Below are 17,684 nucleotides of genomic sequence, written 5' to 3' on the forward strand. Positions count from 1 at the left end.
CCGAGCCCCGGCCGGCTCAGCCGCGCTTCGTGAGCACGATCGGGTCGCCGTCGGTGATCGCGACGGTGTGCTCGGAGTGCGCGCCGCGTGAGCCGTCCGCGCTGCGGAGGGTCCAGCCGTCGGGGTCGGTGAAGATGCGGTCGGTCGTGTGGAGGAACCACGGCTCGATCGCGATCACCAGGCCCGGCTTGAGCGGCATGCCACGACCGGGCCGGCCGTTGTTCGGCACGTGCGGCTCGCCGTGCATGGTGCGGCCGACGCCGTGGCCGCCGAAGTCGGTGTTGATCGAGAGGCCCTCGGCCTTGGCCACGTCGGCGATCGCGCGCGAGATGTCGCCGATGCGGTTGCCCGGCCGCGCGGCCGCGATGCCCGCCTCGAGCGCGCGCTGCGTCGTGTCGATGAGGCGCAGGTCCTCATCGCGCGGCGTCCCCACGACCACCGAGACGGCGGAGTCGGCGACCCAGCCGTCGACCGAGGCGGCGAAGTCGAGGCTCAGCAGGTCGCCGTCCTTCAGCCGGTAGTCGCGGGGGAGGCCGTGCAGGACCGCGTCGTTCACCGAGGTGCACAGCACCTTGCCGAACGGGCTCGCGCCGAACGAGGGATGGTAGTCGATGTAGCAGCTCTCAGCGCCCGCCGAGCGGATCATCTCGTGCGCGAGCGCATCGAGTTCGAGCAGGTTCACGCCCACGGCGGCCGCCTTCGACGTGGCGTCCAGCACGCTCGCCACGAAACGGCCTGCGGGGCGCATCTGCTCGATCTCGGCAGGGGTCCTCAGTTCGATCACGCTCATCCTCTCCGTGGACCATTCTGTCGGCTCCGCCCTGAGTGAACACCCGGCGCGCGCGCAGGTGCCCTCGGTACGCTGGCGGCATGCTGATCCGACGCGGGTTCTACCGGTGGCAGTTCGCCGCCGCGATCGTGCTTCCCGTGTGGCTGCTCATCGGCTACGCGATCTTCGGCTCGAGCGGCTGGGGCGTCATCGGGCTCATGTTCGCCACGCCCATCGCCTTCATCACGCTCGGGGTCGTGGCGCTGCTCATCGCGGCCCGTCCCGACGTGCGACGCGACAGGGCCGTCGACTGGGCGGATGTCGCGGTCCTCGGTGTGTGGCACCTGCTCATCGTCGGCGCGGGGTTCTACGGCGACGCCGGCATCACGTTCGCGATCCTCGCGATGGTCGGTGCGATCGGCGCGTTCTGGTACGCGATCTGGCGGCTGCTGAGCGACGGCGCGCGCCGCGTCCGAGCGACCATGGCCGAGTACGAGCGACTCGCCGCGACGGGTGGCGCGGCGCCGGGTTCGGGCATCCCCGGGCGAGCCGAGACGCGGCGTCCCGAGGATGCCGGCGAGGTCATCGTGATCCGCGAGGAACGCAGCTGGGAGCAGCGGCGCGACTGAAGCCCGCCGACCGGGCTCGGCCGGCACCGCGCCATCCGTCAACCCGCTTTTGGCCGCAGGCCCTGCCATCTGGCAGAATGGACGATCGTGCCGCCGCACGGCCCTGCCTCCGGGGGGCTCGCACGCCGCGAGGAATCGCGCGAAGCGGCACCAGACACTTTCCCATCCAGATCCGCGTTCGACCGGTTGCGGGCGCAGAGAGCGAACCATCATGCACATCCTCGACCACGTCGACGCCGCGAGCCTCCGCTCCGACATCCCGGACTTCCGCCCCGGCGACACCGTCAAGGTGCACGTCAACATCATCGAAGGCAGCCGCTCGCGCATCCAGGTCTTCCAGGGCGTCGTCATCGGCCGCCAGGGCGAGGGCGTGCGCGAGACCTTCACGGTCCGCAAGATCAGCTTCCAGGTCGGCGTCGAGCGCAAGTTCCCGGTGCACTCGCCGGTCATCGACCGCATCGAGGTCGTCACCCGCGGTGACGTCCGTCGCGCCAAGCTGTACTACCTCCGCGAGCTGCGCGGCAAGAAGGCCAAGATCAAGGAGAAGCGCGAGAACTGATCGGCGTTTCCCGATCGCACCGCGTCATCCGCACGAGCTCCTCGCCCCTAGACTGGGGCGGGGAGCTCGAGCCGTTTCATGACTGAAGACACACGCACCGCGCGCGACGAACGCGCCGACTCCGGGACGCCGTCATCGCGCCGCCGGAGCACACTGCTGTTCCTGCGCGACCTGGTGGTGATCTTCCTCGTCGCGGTGCTGGTGTCGTTCCTCATCAAGACCTTCCTCATCAGGTCGTTCTTCATCCCGTCGCAGTCGATGGAGATGACCCTCGTGCAGGACGACCGGATCATCGTCAACCAGCTCACGCCCGAGGTCATGCCGATCGAGCACGGCGACGTGGTCGTGTTCAAGGACCCGGGCGGATGGCTCCCCGCGCGCGCCGAGGAGTCGCAGCCGCCCCTCGTCGCCGCGGTCGACTGGTTCCTCGCGTTCGTCGGGCTGTCGGCCCCCGACTCGAACGACCACCTCGTCAAGCGCGTCATCGGCCTTCCCGGCGACCACGTGGTGTGCTGCAACGCGCTCGGGCAGATGAGCGTCAACGGCGTGCCGCTCGACGAGCCGTACGTCGCGCTGCCGCCGGGCGAGAGCAAGGTCTCCCGCGACGACTTCGATGTCACGGTGCCCGACGACTCGCTCTGGGTCATGGGCGACAACCGCTACAACTCGAAGGACTCGCGCTACAACACCGAGACGCCGCTGAAGGGCTTCGTGCCGATGGAGAACGTCGTCGGTCGCGCGGTCGTCGTGAGCTGGCCCGTCTCGCACTGGACCTGGCTCGACAACTACCCGCAGGTGTTCGCCGGAGTCGACGAGGGAGCCGAGTGACGTGAGTCCCGCCGGCGTGCCGACGTTGAGGATCGAGCGCGAACTGCTGGCCGGGGGAGCGCCCGTGGTGCTCGCATGCGACGAGGTCGGCCGCGGCGCGCTCGCCGGCCCCGTCAGCGTCGGCATCGTGGTCATCGATGCGACCGTCCGCCGCATGCCGGCCGGCCTGCGGGACTCGAAGATGCTGCCCGAGCCGAAGCGAGAACTGCTGGCGCCGCGCGCCGCGTCCTGGGTGCTCACGTCCGCCGTGGGTGAGGCGTCGGCCGACGAGATCGACCGCCTCGGCATCATGGCCTGCCTCGGCCTCGCCGGGGCGCGCGCCTTCGCACGGCTCGCGATCGACCGGGGGCTCGTCGCCGGCGCCCCGCTGCTGCTCGACGGCAACTACGACTGGCTCAGCCAGTCCATCGAGCACCGCGCCCAGGTTGTCACCCGGATCAAGGCCGACCGCGACTGCGCATCGGTGTCCGCGGCATCCGTCATCGCCAAGGTGCACCGCGATCGCGGGATGCGCCGCGCGCACGACGAGACGCCGCTCTACCACTGGCACGAGAACAAGGGCTACTCGAGCCCGGCGCACTTCGCCGCGATCGCCGAGCACGGCCCGAGCGGGCTGCACCGCCAGACGTGGCTGCACGAGCGGCCCGCCGAAGCCGCGCCGTCGCTGTTCGACCTCGAAGTAGGATGATCAGCGATGGATGAGGACGAGTTCGACGACTACGACCGTGAAGTGGAGCTCGCGCTCTACCGCGAATACCGCGACATCGTGGCGCAGTTCAAGTACGTGGTCGAGACCGAACGCCGGTTCTACCTCGCGAACGAGGTCGAGCTCGTGCGGCGCGACACCGAGCACGACTTCTACTTCGAGCTCACGATGAAGGACGTCTGGGTCTGGGACGTCTACCGCGCCGATCGCTTCGTGAAGGCCGTGCGCGTGCTGACGTTCAAGGACGTGAACGTCGAGGAGCTCGCGACCCGCGAGTTCGAGCTACCGAAGGACCTCGCGCTCGAGGAGTAGCCCGCGACATCCGCTCGCCCCGTCGCCCTGATCTCGGGGCGGGCCCCGATGGCGTTCGTGCGCCATTCGGAGGAGGATGAGCCCAGAGCCGCCGGAACGGGTCGGGGGTGATGCGCCGTGGGGGACGTGCTCGCATTCACATCGGAGGACGGCGGGACCGTGCTCGTCGAGACGACCGAGCTCGGCTCCGGTGGTCCGGTCATGCGCGGCGGACGCCCCGAGTCGGTGGTGGTCGAAGCCGGGCGGAGCCTCGAACAGGTCGTGGGCCGGATCGGGCCGATCGTCTCGGGCATCGTCCGCGAGATCCGCGAATCCTCCGAGTGGCCCGACGAGGTCGAGGTGGAGTTCTCGGTGAAGATCTCGGCGGACTCGAACCTCGTGATCGCGCGAGCCGGCGGTGACGCGAACTTCCGCATCGCGCTGAAGTGGGGTCGCACGGCGGGCGGGTGATCGCGGTGAACGGATACGACGACCTCCAGCTTCGCATCGACCGCGACGCCGACGGCTCGTATCGCGTGCTCGCGACCGCGCCCGACGGACGCACCGCGCGAGGATCGTTCCGTCCCCCGATCAGCGACCTCGAGCTCGACGACTTCGTGCAGCGCGTCGGACTGGCTCGTCGCCGGCGCGGCAGCGCGGACGACCGCATGCAGGCGATCCGGGAGTTGGGCTCGACGCTGTTCGACGCCCTCATCAGGGAGGACGTCGGCACGGTGTACTACTCCGCCCGCAGCGCTGCGGCCGAGCGGGAACGCGGCCTGCGCATCACGCTGCGGCTGTCCGGCTCACCGGAGCTCATGCGCCTCCCGTGGGAGTTCCTGTACAAGCGGCCGCGGTTCATCGCCCAGTCGACCATGACCCCGGTGGTCCGCGCGCTCGACGTCGATTCCGCGCCGCACCCGCATCCCGTGCGGTTGCCGCTGCGCATCCTCGCGATGGTCAGCAGCCCGTCGGGGTATCCGGAGCTGGATGCCGATGCCGAGCGACGCAACCTCGAACGCGCGCTCGAGGGACCGCGACGCGCGGGGCTCGTCGAGCTCACCTGGCTCGACCGGGCGACGCTCGGCGAACTCGGTCGACGGATCGCCGAGCCCGACACCATCCACGTGCTGCACTACATCGGCCACGGCGCCTACGACGAGGCGACGGAATCCGGAGTGCTCGTGCTCGAGACGCCCCAGGGCCGCGCGCACGACGTCTCGGGCGAGGACATCGGCGCCATGCTGCAGGATGAGGCGAGCCTGCGCCTGGTCGTCCTGAACGCCTGCGAAGGCGCGCGCACCTCGCACGTCGACCCGTTCTCCGGCGTGGCGACCAGCCTCGTGAACTTCGACATCCCGGCGGTCATCGGCATGCAGTTCGAGATCACGGATGATGCGGCCATCGCCTTCAGCGAGAGCCTGTACACCGGCCTCGCGCGCGGCCTTCCGGTCGACGCCGCGCTCGCACCCGCCCGCCGGGCCATCATCGGGGCGATGGTCGCGACGGAGTTCGGGACGCCTGTGCTGTTCCTCCGCGACGGCGACGCGCGGCTGTTCGAGATCGCTGATGTCGCGGCGCCGGCGCCGCTCGTCGAGCCCGAACCCCTCGGTGCGGGGGAACCGGAGGCTCCGGGATCGGAGGACGAGGTCGCGCCGGAGCTGGAGCTGGAGCCGGAGGCGGAGGCGGCGGACGCGGCCCGCGTGGGTGCATCCGGGCACGCCCCGCATGTCCCGGCCGAACCTTCGGAGCGGCCCGCCGCCGCGGTCATTGCTCCACAGCCGGCGGTCGTCCAGCCGGTCGGACGCTCGAGCGGCGGGCTCGCCGCCGTGGTGCTCGGGTTCGTCGCCGCGGGACTGCTCGCGGTCGCGGGCGTTCTGGCCCTCGGCGCCACGCCCGAGCAGGACGTCCCGCTGTACACCCTCGCGTTCATCGTCCTGGCGGCCGGCCTCGCGGCCATGTGTCTCCACTACCTCGCACGTCCGGGACGCGACGGCATGGTGCCCGCCGTGATCTCCGCAGCGGCGACGGTGATCGTGATCGTCGTGGTGGTCGGCCTCAGCCGCTACGACTTCGACTTCGTCGGCTGGAGCCATTTCTTCTTCGATGTGGCGATGGTCCTCCTCGGCGGGTGGCTGCTCGTCGGCGGCCGGCTCGTGGCCCGCCGGTCCGGTGACTCGACGTTCTCCGCCAGTCTCGGCTTCCCGGGCGCCTGGCTGATCGTCGCCAGCGGAACCGATATCGTCAGCGGGTTGATCCGGGACAGCGCCGGGGACTCCGGGCCCGACTGGGTCCTGCCGCTGTCGGTCCTGGCGATCGCCGCCGGGTACGTGGGATCCGCCATCCTGCTCGCTCGGGAGGTCCGAGGGCTGCGCGGTCGCGGCGACGTGGACGCGTCCACGCGTACGACCGCCGAGAAGCCGATCGCTGCGCCGGCGGAGACGACGCCGATCGCACTCCGCCCTGTCGAGCGCACACCCGCCGAGCCATCCGCACAGGATCGGGACGGGGTCGCGACCATCACCGCGGCACCGGGTGCGTCCGACTGGCGGGCCGGCATCACGTACGAGCGGGCGGCGCACCGCCCCACGCGGGCCACGGTCGCCCTGGTGCTCACGGGCGAGCACCGCCTGGTGCTCGAGGTCGGGGCCGGATGGAAGACCATCGAGGTGGATGGTACCTTCGTGCCGATCCCGCGCGGCCGCATCGCGGAGTTCCCGATCCGAGACGTCGACGTGGAGCGGGCGTGCGTCCTGGAGAGCAGCCCACCCTCCATCGACGACCGGCCCGAGTCGCCGAGGAACGCGAGGATCGAGTCGCTCGTGGTCGACGGCGTGCCGATCCCGCTCGGGCAGTCGGAGTCCGACCCCGCCGACTGATCGACGGTCGTGAGCCGTCCTCCCCAGAGGAACGTGCGCAGCGGGTTCGCCACCGGTCGGCCGCCGTCGCGCCGGTGAACCGGCCTCAGTCGGCACCCTTGGGCACATGGCCCACAACACCGAACTCGGACGGCGCGGCGAACAGCTCGCGGCCGAACACCTCGAGTCGCGCGGCATGCGCGTCATCGACCGCAACTGGCGCTGCCGCCACGGTGAACTCGACCTCGTGGCGCGCGACGGAGACGAGACCGTCTTCGTCGAGGTCAAGACGCGCGCCGGCGACGGCTTCGGCCACCCGTTCGAGGCGATCACCGCGCGCAAGCTCGCGCGCCTGCGTCGTCTGGCGCTCGAGTGGTGCGGCGAACGCGGCGCTCCCGCCGGGCGCATCCGCATCGATGCGGTCGCCGTGTTCGCGCCGTCCTCGTCGCCGGCGATCGTCGAGCACCTCGAGGGGATCGCCTGATGCCGGTCGCGCGAACGCGCTCCATCGCGCTCGTCGGTCTCGCCGGATCCGTCGTCGAGGTCGAGGCCGACCTCTCGTCGCAGCTGCCCGCCTTCGTCATCATCGGCCTGCCCGATGCCGCACTGGGTGAAGCACGCGAGCGCGTGCGGTCGGCGGCGACGAATGCCGGCTGTCCGCTGCCGTCACGACGGCTCACGGTCAACCTCTCGCGCGCCGCCCTGCCGAAGCAGGGATCAGGATTCGACCTGGCGATCGCGATGGCGTGCCTCGCCGCTGCGGGGCGCGTCGATCCGACCTCGGTCGATCGCTTCGTGCACCTCGGCGAACTCGGCCTCGATGGTCGGCTCCGTCCGACGCATGGCGTCCTGCCGTCCGTCCTCGCGGCGGCGCGCGCAGGGCTGGAGCGCGTCATGGTGCCGACGGCCAACGCCGCCGAAGCGCGGCTCGTCCCTGGCATCGAGGTCGTCGGCGTCACGTCCCTGCTCGATGCCGCAGTGCGACACGGCGGCCGCTTCGACGACGCGGCGGCCGTCCTCGCCGAGCCCGTGATGGTCACCGATGACGCGGAGGCGACCCCCGGCCGCGATCGAACACCCGCCGGTGACCTCGCCGATGTGGTCGGGAACCCCGAGGCGATCGATGCGCTGCTCACCGCGGCCGCGGGAGGGCATCATCTCCTCCTCGCCGGTCCGCCCGGCGCCGGAAAGACGATGCTGGCGTCGCGACTGCCCGGCATACTGCCCGATCTCAGTCCAGAGGCGGCCCTCGAGGTCGCGTCCCTGCGCTCCCTCGCCGGGCAGCGCGTCGGCGGGACGCTCTCGATCCGGCCGCCCTTCGAGGCGCCGCACCACACCGCGTCGGCCGCGGCCATGGTGGGCGGCGGCAGCCGCGTGATCCGGCCCGGCGCCGCCGCACGCGCCTCGCACGGGGTGCTGTTCCTCGACGAGGCGCCCGAGTTCCCGTCGTCGGTGCTCGACGCCCTGCGCCAGCCCCTCGAGTCGGGCGAGATCAGCATCCACCGCGCCAACGCCGTGGCGACCTATCCCGCACGCTTCCAGCTCGTGCTCGCCGCGAACCCGTGTCCCTGCGGCGGAGGCGACTCGCCCTCCGACGGCTGCACGTGCCCGGCATCGGCCAAGCGGCGGTACTTCGCGCGGATCTCCGGGCCGCTGCTCGATCGCGTCGACCTGCAGCTCTGGGTGAACCGCATCACGCCGGCCAAGCTGCGGATGCCGGCCGACGAGCGGCGCCTGACCTCGGCTGAGGCCCGTACGATCGTCGACCGCGCGAGACACGCCGCCGCCGCCCGGCTCGAGGGGACTCCGTGGCGCACCAATGCGCAGGTACCCGGGCCATGGTTGCGCGGCGAGGGCGGCATGCACCCCGGAGGTCGTGCCACCCGGGCACTCGACGCCTCGTTGGAACGCGGCTCCGTGACGATGCGCGGGTACGACCGCGTGCTGAAGACGGCGTGGACGCTCGCCGACCTCGAGGGGGCCGACCGGCCCGCGGCCGAGCACGTCGGCCGGGCGCTCCACATGCGACAGGGGATGGCGGCATGAGCCGGCTCGAGACGACCGCGGCCGACGTGTCCGAAGCGCTCCTCGTGCTGCGCGGTGCCGATGATCCGGCGCCCGCGTCTACCGTCGTCGCCGCCGCCATCCTCGGATACGTCTCCGAACCGGGCGACGGCGTGCTGGGGCGCATCATCGACGCCCTGGGCGTCGAATGGACGGCCGCATCGCTCATCGAGCACCGCCCCGAGTCCGAGTGGTCCGCATCGCTCGTCGAGCACGGTGCAGAGGTCGCCGCACGCGAGCTGGTCGCGGGGCTGGACCGCTGGCGTCCGCGCGTGGACCACGCGGCGTTCGTGCGGACCGTCGAGCAGGCGGCGCGAGTGCGCGCGCGTCTGCTGATCCCCTCCGACGCGGCCTGGCCCGACGGGCTGCGCGGACTCGAGGCGCATGGGCCCCGCGCGCTGTGGGTGCGCGGTCGCGTCGATGCGCTCGCCGAGTCGCCCTCCATCGCGCTCGTCGGGGCGCGCGCCGCATCCCATTACGGCGAGCACGTCACGGTCGAGGCGGCCGCAGGGCTCGTGGATCGGGGCTTCGCGATCGTCTCGGGCGGCGCCTACGGCATCGACGGCGCCGCCCACCGATCCGCGCTCGCCAGCGGCGGCACGACGGTGGCGTTCCTCGCCGGCGGCGTCGACCGGTTCTATCCGGTCGGTCACGAGGCGCTGCTCGGCCGCGTCGCCGACACCGGCGCGGTCGTCTCCGAACTCCCGTGCGGCGCGGCGCCCACACGTTGGCGGTTCCTCCAGCGCAACAGGTTGATTGCGGCAGCCGCCGATGCGACGGTCGTGCTCGAGGCGGGCATCCGGTCCGGCTCGCTGAACACCGCGGGTCACGCGGCGGCGCTCGGTCGCCCGCTCGGTGCGGTACCCGGCCCGGTCACGAGCCCGGCGTCGGCGGGGTGCCATCGCCTCCTGCGCGAGTTCGACGCGGTCTGCGTCACGGACGCCTCGCAGATGGCCGAACTCGTCGCGGCGCGCCTGCCGGCGGAAGCCAGCCAGGGCGAAGGCCTCGACGGGGCCGCGCTGGGCGATGGCATCACCGACGACGGCGCCACCGACGACGGCGCCATCCTTCGACGCGTCCACGGGGCGCTCGACGACCTGACCGAAGCGGAACGCCGCGTCTTCGACGCGCTCGGCGTGCGCCGGTCACGGACCGTTTCCGAGCTGGCGGAGCGATCCCGTCTCGGAACCGGCGCGGTCCTGGGCGGCCTCGGCGCCCTCGAAGCGACCGGGCTGGCGCGGCGCGTCGCCGACGGCTGGGTTCGGCGGCGCTCCGCCTGACGCTGACGCCGCCGCGGCCCGTGGCTCTAGGCTGGCCGCGGAGGTAGACATGGACCATCCTCGGCTCGGCCGGTACCCCGCGGCACGCCACGTCATCGCACACCTCAGTGACACGCACTTCCTCGCCGGAGGCGCGCCGCTCGGCGGCCTCGCCGACACCGTCGCGCACCTCGATCGCGCGATCGTGCAGTTGCGGCGGCTCGCGGGCTCGCTCGCCGCCATCCTGGTGACCGGAGACGTCGCCGACCTCGGCGAACCCGACGCCTATCGGCGCATCCGGGATGCGCTCCAGCCGCTCGCCGACGAGACCGGTGCGCGGCTGATCTGGGTCATGGGCAACCACGACGAGCGCACGCCCTTCGCCGAGATCCTCCTCGGCGAGCCCGAGCCTGGAGGGCCCGTCAACCGCGTGATCGAGGTCGATGGGCTGCGGATCGTCACCCTCGACTCGAGCGTTCCGGGCTACCACCACGGCGTGCTCGAGAGCTCCACGTTGAACTGGCTCGACGAGGTCCTGGCCGAGCCGGCCGAGCACGGAACCGTCGTCGCCCTGCACCATGCACCGATCGCGACGCCCCTCGCGCTCATGGACGTGCTCGAGCTCAGGGGCCAAGACGAGTTCGCCGACGTCATCCGCGGACGCGACGTCCGCGCCATCCTCGGCGGGCACCTGCACTACCCGACCCAAGGCGAGTTCGCGGGCATCCCGGTGTTCGTCGCGGGTTCGCTGGCGTACACGATGGACCTCTCCGCGCCGCCGCGCGAACTCGTGGGCATCGACGGCGGGCACTCGGTCTCCCTCGTGCACTTCTTCGACGACGGCGTCGTCAGCTCGGTCGTACCCGTCGGTGCATTCGCCGAGATCACGAGCTTCGGCGAGCAGTTCCTGCGCGAGGTCGAAGACCTCGACGACGCGGGCCGGTTGGAACGCTTCTCACGGAAGCGCGAGGCCACCGGCGGATGACCGACGCGGACGGGTCGGGATCGTTGCGCGCCCCGCGCGCATCGGCCGTCGTCCCGCTCGATTCGCTCGTCGACCGGTACCTCGACCACGTGCGGGTCGAGCGCGGGTATTCGCCCCACACCGTCGCGGCGTACGCGTCCGACCTCGCCGACCTCGTCGTGTTCGCCGAGTCGCGTGGCGTCCGCGCGCAGACGGGACTCGACCTCGATCTCCTGCGGGACTGGCTCTGGGTCGCGACCGAACGCGGCTCGGCGAGGGCGACGATCGCCCGGCGGGCGGCCTCAGCGCGCGGGTTCGGGGCGTGGATGGAACGCACCGGCGCAGTTCCGGCCGATCCGGCGGTCCGGCTGCGCGCGCCCAGGGCCAATCGCACCCTCCCGCGGGTGGTCGCCGCTCCCGCGGTCGGGGAGCTCCTCGCCGGCCTGGGCGCGAGGGCCCAGGACGGAGACCCGGTTCACGTCCGGGATCTCGCGATCGTCGAACTGCTCTACGCGTGCGGACTCCGCGTCTCGGAATTGGTCGGGCTCGACGTCGACGACATCGACCGCGGCAACCGGACGGTCCGCGTCGTGGGCAAGGGAGCCAAGGAGCGGGTCGTCCCGTACGGCGCACCCGCTGCGGCGGCGCTCGACCGCTACCTCGACCACGCCAGGCGGGTGCTCCTCACCGCGGCGAGCGGCGACGGCGGACGATCAGCCGGGCCGGCCGATGGCACCCGCGCCGCGTTCCTCGGCGTGCGCGGCGGGCGGCTCGGCGTCCGGAGCGTGCACCGGCTCGTCGCCGACCTGCTTCGGGACGTCCCGGGCTCGGGTCCGGCCGGACCGCACGCCTTCCGGCACAGCGCGGCCACGCACCTGCTCGACGGCGGCGCCGACCTGCGCGCCGTCCAGGAGTTCCTGGGCCACGCGAGCCTGGGCACCACGCAGATCTACACCCACGTCTCCGCCGAGCGGCTCAAGCAGACGTATCGGACCGCGCACCCGCGCGCGTGACCGGTGCGATGCCCGATCGGGGCACGACTCAGTCGGCGAGCGGGAGGAGCACTGCGCGCGGGACGCCCCCGAGGAACAGCATGGGCGAGACGTACTCGCCGTGCACGCGGACGCCGAAGTGTACGCACCGAGCATCGCAGTGGCCGCCGGAGCTGACGACGCCGATCGGCTCGCCTTCGGCGACCGCGACCCCTGCGGTCACGGACGCCGCGACGGGTTCGATCGAACTGACGACGCCGTCACCGTGATCGATCGAGAGCACCGGTCGTCCGGCCACGGGCCCGGCGAACGAGACGACCCCGTCGTCCGGTGCGCGAACCGATCCGCCCGGCGCCACGGCCAGGTCGATCCCGCGGTGACCCGCCGCGTACGGCGTCGGCGGTGCGCGGAACGGCTCGACGAGTGCGATGGGCGGGCCGACCGGCCAGCTCCACGTCGGCTCGGCGGCCGCATCGGCTCGAGCCGGTCGGGGGACCGTCGCGGACGGTGATGCGGACGCGGACGCGGGTGCGACGAGCAGCGTGAGACCGACGAGGAGGCCGAGCGCGGCGCGCGGGACGGGATGGCGGGCGGTGCGGGTCATGCGTCGAACATGCCCGGCGTGACATCCGTACCCCTGACCCGTGATTCATAGGGGGATCGGACCCCGCCATGCGCGCCTGTGGAGGGCGGGTCGGCGCGCGACCGCGTGATAGCATGTCCGGAGCGTCCCGCGTGTCGGGGCGACTACGCGTGCCCATTCGGCCACCGACTCCACTCAGTCCCGCTCGTCTCCTCGAAGCACGAGCCGGCGGAGCCGTGCCGGGCACCAGGGCTCCCGGCCGCCGGCCGGAGCGACAACTGAGATCAGAAGGAGTACGGCCATGGCCGTCGTCACCATCCGCCAGCTGCTCGACAGCGGCGTGCACTTCGGGCACCAGACCCGCCGTTGGAACCCGAAGATGAAGCGCTTCATCTTCACCGAGCGTTCCGGCATCTACATCATCGACCTGCAGCAGTCGCTGGCCTACATCGACAAGGCCTACGACTTCGTCAAGGAGACGGTCGCCCACGGCGGCACCATCCTCTTCGTCGGCACCAAGAAGCAGGCGCAGGAGTCGATCGCCGAGCAGGCGACGCGCGTCGGCCAGCCCTACGTCAACCAGCGCTGGCTCGGTGGCCTCCTCACCAACTTCGCCACGGTCTCCAAGCGCCTCGCGCGCATGAAGGAGCTCGAGGAGCTCGACTTCGAGGGCACCACCTCGGGCTTCACCAAGAAGGAGCTGCTCCTCAAGAAGCGCGAGCTCGACAAGCTCCACAAGTCGCTCGGCGGCATCCGCAACCTCGCGAAGACGCCGTCGGCGCTCTGGGTGGTCGACACCAAGAAGGAGCACCTCGCGATCGACGAGGCCAAGAAGCTGGGCATCCCCGTGATCGGCATCCTCGACACCAACTGCGACCCCGACGAGGTCCAGTACCCCATCCCGGGCAACGACGACGCGATCCGCTCCGTGAGCCTGCTCACGCGCATCATCGCCGACGCCGCGGCCGAGGGCCTGATCCAGCGCCACCAGAAGCCCGAGGAGGGCGAGGAGGCCGAGCCGCTCGCCGAGTGGGAGCAGGAGCTGCTCCAGGCCGGTGCTGCCGAGACCCCCGCGCAGTCGTCCGCTGAGACGGCCGAGGTCGCCGGCACCGAGTCCGAGGCGCAGGCCGAAGCCGCCGAGGTCGTCGACGAGGCGGCCGCCGAGGTCGCCGCGACCGAGTCCGAGGCCGACGCCGAGGGCGCGGCTGCTGCCGAGACCAAGTAACACCCCCACTCCACCAGCCAGACCACGAGTCCAGGAGACTGCCACAACATGGCCAACTTCACCCTCGAAGACGTCAAGACCCTGCGCGAGCGCCTCGGCACCGGCATGGTCGACACCAAGAACGCGCTCGTCGAGGCCGACGGCGACCTCGAGAAGGCCGTCGAGATCCTCCGCCTGAAGGGCGCGAAGGGCAACGCGAAGCGGGCCGACCGCTCGACCGCCGAGGGCCTCGTCGCCGCCGCCGACAACGGCGACGGCACGGCCACCCTCATCGAGCTCGCCTGCGAGACCGACTTCGTCGCCAAGGGCGACAAGTTCGTCGGTCTCGCCGACCGCGTGCTCGCGGCGGTCGCCGCGGCTCGCGCCGAGACCGTCGAGGCCGCCCTGGCCGCGCCGGCCGAGGGCAAGACCGTCGCCGTCGTGATCGACGAGGATGCCGCCATCCTCGGCGAGAAGGTCGAGCTGCGCCGCGTCCGCCTCGTCAAGGGCGAGCACTTCTCGATCTACCTGCACAAGACCTCGAAGGACCTGCCCCCGCAGGTCGGCGTGGTCCTCGGCTACTCGGGCGACGACGCCGAGACCGCGCGCTCGATCGCGCAGCACATCTCGTTCGCCGCGCCGGAGTACCTCACGCGTGAGGACGTCCCGGCCGAGGCCGTCGAGAAGGAGCGCACGATCGTCGAGCAGATCACGCGCGAGGAGGGCAAGCCCGAGGCCGCGCTGCCGAAGATCGTCGAGGGTCGCCTCGGCGCCTTCTTCAAGCAGGTCGCGCTGCTCGAGCAGGACTACGCCAAGGACAACAAGCTGTCCGTCGGCAAGGTCGTCTCGGACGCGGGCCTCACGGTCACCGACTTCGCCCGCTTCAAGGTCGGCGCGTAAGTTGCGACAGGGGAGTCCGGATCGCCTCGGCGATCCGGGCTCCTTTGCTGTGTCCGGATGCCGCGACACCTCGCGGCACACCGGATGCCGCCCGGCCCGCAGCCGGGCGGAACGGGTCGGGTCGCTGCGGTCCGGACCGGCGAACCACTAGTTTTGACTCCCAGAGGGGAAGGATCGGTCGCTGATGACGGAACGCAAGCGCAGGGTCATGCTCAAGCTGTCGGGGGAGGCGTTCGGCGGCGGCGCGCTCGGGGTCAATCCCGACGTGGTCAGTGCCATGGCCCGCGAGATCGCCGACGCCGCACGCACCGTCGAGGTCGCGATCGTCGTCGGCGGCGGCAACTTCTTCCGGGGCGCCGAGCTGTCCGAGCGCGGGATGGATCGCGGGCGCGCCGACTACATGGGCATGCTGGGCACGGTCATGAACTCCCTCGCCCTGCAGGACTTCCTCGAGCAGGCCGGGGCCGAGACGCGCGTGCAGTCCGCGATCTCGATGACGCAGGTCGCCGAGCCGTACATCCCGCGCCGCGCGGAGCGGCACATGGAGAAGGGCCGGGTCGTGATCTTCGGCGCCGGAGCGGGTCTGCCCTACTTCTCGACCGACACCGTCGCCGCCCAGCGCGCGCTCGAGATCGACGCCGACGTGGTGCTCGTGGCGAAGAACGGAGTCGACGGCGTCTACACCGACGACCCCCGCACCAACCCCGACGCACGCAAGCTCGATCGCATCAGCTACCAGGAGGCGCTGCAGCGCGGCCTCAAGGTCGTCGACTCGACCGCGTTCAGCCTCTGCATGGATAACGGCATGCCCATGCTGGTGTTCGGGATGGAGCCCGCCGGCAACGTCACCAAGGCCATCCTGGGCGAGGAACTCGGCACCGTCGTGAGCAACGGCGAGCCGGCACTCGCTCGATAGACTGGCCCGAGCCCGAGAGAAGGAGTCCCCGTGATCGCGGATGTTCTGTCCGAAGCAAGTGCACGCATGCAGAAGGCCGTCGAGGTCGCGAAGGACGACTTCGCCACCGTCCGGACCGGGCGCGCGAACCCGCAGCTGTTCCAGAAGATCATGGTGAGCTACTACGGCACGCCGACGCCGCTGTCGCAGCTCGCCTCGCTCCAGAACCAGGAGGCGCGCACGCTCGTCGTCACGCCGTACGACAAGAGCGCCCTGAAGGACATCGAGCAGGCCATCCGCGACACCCCGAACCTCGGCGCCAATCCCACCAACGACGGCAACATCGTGCGCGTCACGCTCCCCGAGCTCACCGAGGAGCGGCGCAAGGAGTACGTGAAGATCGTCCGATCCAAGGCCGAGGATGCGCGCGTGTCGGTGCGCAACATCCGGCGCAAGGCCAAGGACGATCTCGAGGCGCTCAAGGGCGAGGTCGGCGACGACGAGGTGGCCCGCGGCGAGAAGGAGCTCGAGCACGTGACGAAGTCGCACGTCGACCAGATCGACGATGCGCTCAAGCGCAAGGAAGCCGAGCTCCTCGAGGTCTAGGACCACCATGACAGGCGTCCCCGATGGCGAGGGTCCGGACGCCGGCGACGAACAGCATTCGACGCGGGCGGAATTCCGCGCGCAGATGCACCAAGCGCGCGTCGACCTGGAGCGGCAGCTCGAGACCTCTCGCGCCCAGTTCGACCAGGCGCAGGAGCGCATCAACGCACGCACGGGCCGGAACCTGCTGGTCGCGATCCTCATCGGCCTCGGGTTCGGCGGCGTGCTGCTGCTCAGCCTGCTCGTCGTCAAAGAGCTGTTCATGGTCTTCGCGGTCGTCGTGGCCGGATTCGCCAGCTCCGAGCTCGCCGCGGCACTGCGCCACGGCGGGTACCTGGTCCCGCGCATCCCCACGGTCGTCGCCGCGGTGGCGGCGGTTCCGGTGGCGTACTACGGGGGCGCGGCCGGGCAGCTGATCGCCGTGCTCGGCGGCATGGTGCTCGTCGTGGCCTGGCGACTCGCCGAGCAGGCGGTGCCGAGCGTGCGAGCGGCGTCGAGCAGCTCGCGGGGTCTCGCCCGCGACCTCGGCGCGGGGATCTTCGTGCAGGGCTACGTCACGTTCCTCGCGACGTTCGCGGTCGTGCTGACGGCGGCCGAGGGCGGCCAGTGGTGGACCCTCGCGTTCATCATCATCGTCGTCGCGACCGACACGGGCGCATACGGGTTCGGGCTCGCCTTCGGCAAGCATCCGATGGCCCCCGTGATCAGCCCGAAGAAGACCTGGGAGGGATTCGGCGGCGCGGTGCTCTCGAGCGGGCTCGCGGGGGTCATCCTGGCCGTGTTCATGCTCGGCGAACCGTGGTGGTTCGGGATCGTGTTCGGCGCCGCGATCATGCTGAGCGCCACGCTCGGCGACCTCGCCGAATCGCTCATCAAGCGCGACCTCGGCATCAAGGACATGAGCTCGTGGCTGCCCGGGCACGGCGGCGTCCTCGACCGTCTCGACTCGATCCTGCCGTCGGCCGCGGTCGCCTACGCGGCCTTCCGGGTGTTCGGGTGAACGTGCGCGATACTGGTGCGGTGGATGCCACGTTCCCCCGTGCCCGCAAGAACCAGCTGGGCTACAAGACGACCGAGGTCGAGGACTTCTTCCAGCGAGCCCGGCGCGCGTACGACGGGCGCCCCCAGCGCGAGGACCCCGAACTCGATGCCGAGCGGATCCGCCTGACCGCCTTCTCGATGCAGAAGGGCGGCTTCTCGACGGCGCATGTCGATGCGGCCATGGAGCGGCTCGAGGACGCCTTCGCGTACCGCGAGCGCCAGATCGCCTCGCGCCTCCACGGCGACGACGCCTGGCTCGCCGAGGCCCGCACGACCGCGCAGGTCGTGGCGAACCGGCTCGCGCGCCCCGAGGGCGAGCGCTTCGATCGGGTGAGCGTGCTGGCGCTCGGCTACAACGTGCGCGAGGTCGACCGATTCGCCGAACGGCTCACGCGGTACTTCCGCGACGGATGGCCCATCGCGATCGATGACGTGCGCGGGGTCGTCTTCACGGCGCAGCGCGGTGGGTACCGGGAATCGCAGGTCGACCTCGTCCTCGACGCGGTCGTCGACGTGATGCTCGCCGTCCGGTGACG

Annotated in this window: 20 protein-coding genes; 18 read left to right on the top strand and 2 right to left on the bottom strand. The window is 71.4% G+C overall.

From position 1 onward, the window contains the following. Window positions 1-16 precede the first annotated feature (16 nt). Window positions 17-784, bottom strand: a complete 768-nt coding sequence (gene map, locus BLT99_RS04345) for a type I methionyl aminopeptidase (protein WP_092675606.1) — start codon at window positions 782-784, stop codon at window positions 17-19. Between the two features lie 86 nt (window positions 785-870). Between map and BLT99_RS04350 the strand changes: the two genes are divergently transcribed. From BLT99_RS04350 to BLT99_RS04405, 12 genes are all read left to right on the top strand, one after another. Next, window positions 871-1,398 (top strand): hypothetical protein, encoded by a 528-nt coding sequence (locus tag BLT99_RS04350; RefSeq protein WP_092669578.1) that lies wholly within the window; start codon window positions 871-873, stop codon window positions 1,396-1,398. A gap of 211 nt (window positions 1,399-1,609) precedes the next feature. After that, on the top strand, window positions 1,610-1,957 hold the full coding sequence (rplS, locus tag BLT99_RS04355) for a 50S ribosomal protein L19 (protein WP_092669580.1): 348 nt from the start codon (window positions 1,610-1,612) through the stop codon (window positions 1,955-1,957). A gap of 78 nt (window positions 1,958-2,035) precedes the next feature. Further along, on the top strand, window positions 2,036-2,785 hold the full coding sequence (gene lepB, locus BLT99_RS04360) for a signal peptidase I (RefSeq protein WP_092669582.1): 750 nt from the start codon (window positions 2,036-2,038) through the stop codon (window positions 2,783-2,785). A gap of 1 nt (window position 2,786) precedes the next feature. Continuing rightward, window positions 2,787-3,473, top strand: coding sequence for a ribonuclease HII (locus BLT99_RS04365; RefSeq protein WP_092669584.1), 687 nt, complete (start codon window positions 2,787-2,789; stop codon window positions 3,471-3,473). Window positions 3,474-3,479: 6 nt separating this feature from the next. Next, window positions 3,480-3,803, top strand: coding sequence for a DUF2469 family protein (locus BLT99_RS04370; RefSeq protein WP_092669586.1), 324 nt, complete (start codon window positions 3,480-3,482; stop codon window positions 3,801-3,803). Between the two features lie 117 nt (window positions 3,804-3,920). Next, on the top strand, window positions 3,921-4,253 hold the full coding sequence (locus tag BLT99_RS04375) for a CU044_2847 family protein (protein WP_092669588.1): 333 nt from the start codon (window positions 3,921-3,923) through the stop codon (window positions 4,251-4,253). After that, window positions 4,250-6,661 carry a CHAT domain-containing protein gene (locus BLT99_RS04380; protein ID WP_157674935.1) on the top strand — a complete coding sequence of 804 codons (2,412 nt, stop codon included), beginning with the start codon at window positions 4,250-4,252 and terminating at the stop codon, window positions 6,659-6,661. Before BLT99_RS04375 ends, BLT99_RS04380 begins: the two co-directional genes overlap by 4 nt. Before the next feature lie 106 nt (window positions 6,662-6,767). Beyond that, the gene (locus BLT99_RS04385; protein ID WP_092669592.1) at window positions 6,768-7,124 is read left to right on the top strand and encodes a YraN family protein; all 357 of its coding nucleotides are present in this window, start codon (window positions 6,768-6,770) and stop codon (window positions 7,122-7,124) included. Then, the gene (locus tag BLT99_RS04390) at window positions 7,124-8,686 is read left to right on the top strand and encodes a YifB family Mg chelatase-like AAA ATPase (RefSeq protein WP_092669594.1); all 1,563 of its coding nucleotides are present in this window, start codon (window positions 7,124-7,126) and stop codon (window positions 8,684-8,686) included. Before BLT99_RS04385 ends, BLT99_RS04390 begins: the two co-directional genes overlap by 1 nt. Then, a complete protein-coding gene (gene dprA, locus BLT99_RS04395; protein WP_092669596.1) occupies window positions 8,683-9,984 on the top strand; it encodes a DNA-processing protein DprA in 1,302 nt (433 codons plus the stop codon). The genes BLT99_RS04390 and dprA overlap by 4 nt, the downstream gene beginning before the upstream one ends. 49 nt (window positions 9,985-10,033) lie before the next feature. Continuing rightward, the gene (locus tag BLT99_RS04400) at window positions 10,034-10,948 is read left to right on the top strand and encodes a phosphodiesterase (protein WP_092669598.1); all 915 of its coding nucleotides are present in this window, start codon (window positions 10,034-10,036) and stop codon (window positions 10,946-10,948) included. After that, the gene (locus BLT99_RS04405; protein WP_092669600.1) at window positions 10,945-11,940 is read left to right on the top strand and encodes a tyrosine recombinase XerC; all 996 of its coding nucleotides are present in this window, start codon (window positions 10,945-10,947) and stop codon (window positions 11,938-11,940) included. The genes BLT99_RS04400 and BLT99_RS04405 overlap by 4 nt, the downstream gene beginning before the upstream one ends. A gap of 28 nt (window positions 11,941-11,968) precedes the next feature. Here BLT99_RS04405 and BLT99_RS04410 read toward each other — a convergent pair whose 3' ends face one another. After that, complete coding sequence (locus tag BLT99_RS04410) at window positions 11,969-12,523, bottom strand: murein hydrolase activator EnvC family protein (RefSeq protein ID WP_092669602.1); 555 nt, start codon at window positions 12,521-12,523, stop codon at window positions 11,969-11,971. Between the two features lie 280 nt (window positions 12,524-12,803). Between BLT99_RS04410 and rpsB the strand changes: the two genes are divergently transcribed. The 6 genes from rpsB to BLT99_RS04440 all read left to right on the top strand — a co-directional run bounded on the left by rpsB (window position 12,804) and on the right by BLT99_RS04440 (window position 17,682). Next, window positions 12,804-13,727 carry a 30S ribosomal protein S2 gene (gene rpsB, locus BLT99_RS04415; protein WP_092669604.1) on the top strand — a complete coding sequence of 308 codons (924 nt, stop codon included), beginning with the start codon at window positions 12,804-12,806 and terminating at the stop codon, window positions 13,725-13,727. A gap of 48 nt (window positions 13,728-13,775) precedes the next feature. Beyond that, the gene (gene tsf, locus BLT99_RS04420) at window positions 13,776-14,606 is read left to right on the top strand and encodes a translation elongation factor Ts (RefSeq protein ID WP_092669606.1); all 831 of its coding nucleotides are present in this window, start codon (window positions 13,776-13,778) and stop codon (window positions 14,604-14,606) included. A gap of 184 nt (window positions 14,607-14,790) precedes the next feature. Next, window positions 14,791-15,522 (top strand): UMP kinase, encoded by a 732-nt coding sequence (gene pyrH, locus BLT99_RS04425; RefSeq protein WP_092669608.1) that lies wholly within the window; start codon window positions 14,791-14,793, stop codon window positions 15,520-15,522. Window positions 15,523-15,552: 30 nt separating this feature from the next. Beyond that, window positions 15,553-16,107 carry a ribosome recycling factor gene (gene frr / locus BLT99_RS04430; protein WP_092669610.1) on the top strand — a complete coding sequence of 185 codons (555 nt, stop codon included), beginning with the start codon at window positions 15,553-15,555 and terminating at the stop codon, window positions 16,105-16,107. Between the two features lie 7 nt (window positions 16,108-16,114). Then, window positions 16,115-17,107: a phosphatidate cytidylyltransferase gene (locus BLT99_RS04435; RefSeq protein ID WP_229724667.1), complete on the top strand. Its 993-nt coding sequence runs from the start codon at window positions 16,115-16,117 to the stop codon at window positions 17,105-17,107. A gap of 20 nt (window positions 17,108-17,127) precedes the next feature. Further along, window positions 17,128-17,682 (top strand): DivIVA domain-containing protein, encoded by a 555-nt coding sequence (locus BLT99_RS04440; protein WP_092669612.1) that lies wholly within the window; start codon window positions 17,128-17,130, stop codon window positions 17,680-17,682. Window positions 17,683-17,684: the final 2 nt, after the last annotated feature.

This window comes from Agromyces flavus, assembly GCF_900104685.1.
GTDB lineage: Bacteria > Actinomycetota > Actinomycetes > Actinomycetales > Microbacteriaceae > Agromyces > Agromyces flavus.

Coding starts and splice junctions, on each gene's coding strand:
- BLT99_RS04350 (WP_092669578.1), top strand. CDS start 871: ATGCTGATCCGACGCGGGTTCTACCGGTGGCAGTTCGCCGCCGCGATC.
- rplS (WP_092669580.1), top strand. CDS start 1,610: ATGCACATCCTCGACCACGTCGACGCCGCGAGCCTCCGCTCCGACATC.
- lepB (WP_092669582.1), top strand. CDS start 2,036: ATGACTGAAGACACACGCACCGCGCGCGACGAACGCGCCGACTCCGGG.
- BLT99_RS04370 (WP_092669586.1), top strand. CDS start 3,480: ATGGATGAGGACGAGTTCGACGACTACGACCGTGAAGTGGAGCTCGCG.
- BLT99_RS04385 (WP_092669592.1), top strand. CDS start 6,768: ATGGCCCACAACACCGAACTCGGACGGCGCGGCGAACAGCTCGCGGCC.
- BLT99_RS04390 (WP_092669594.1), top strand. CDS start 7,124: ATGCCGGTCGCGCGAACGCGCTCCATCGCGCTCGTCGGTCTCGCCGGA.
- dprA (WP_092669596.1), top strand. CDS start 8,683: ATGAGCCGGCTCGAGACGACCGCGGCCGACGTGTCCGAAGCGCTCCTC.
- BLT99_RS04400 (WP_092669598.1), top strand. CDS start 10,034: ATGGACCATCCTCGGCTCGGCCGGTACCCCGCGGCACGCCACGTCATC.
- BLT99_RS04405 (WP_092669600.1), top strand. CDS start 10,945: ATGACCGACGCGGACGGGTCGGGATCGTTGCGCGCCCCGCGCGCATCG.
- BLT99_RS04410 (WP_092669602.1), bottom strand. CDS start 12,523: ATGACCCGCACCGCCCGCCATCCCGTCCCGCGCGCCGCGCTCGGCCTC.
- rpsB (WP_092669604.1), top strand. CDS start 12,804: ATGGCCGTCGTCACCATCCGCCAGCTGCTCGACAGCGGCGTGCACTTC.
- tsf (WP_092669606.1), top strand. CDS start 13,776: ATGGCCAACTTCACCCTCGAAGACGTCAAGACCCTGCGCGAGCGCCTC.
- pyrH (WP_092669608.1), top strand. CDS start 14,791: ATGACGGAACGCAAGCGCAGGGTCATGCTCAAGCTGTCGGGGGAGGCG.
- BLT99_RS04435 (WP_229724667.1), top strand. CDS start 16,115: ATGACAGGCGTCCCCGATGGCGAGGGTCCGGACGCCGGCGACGAACAG.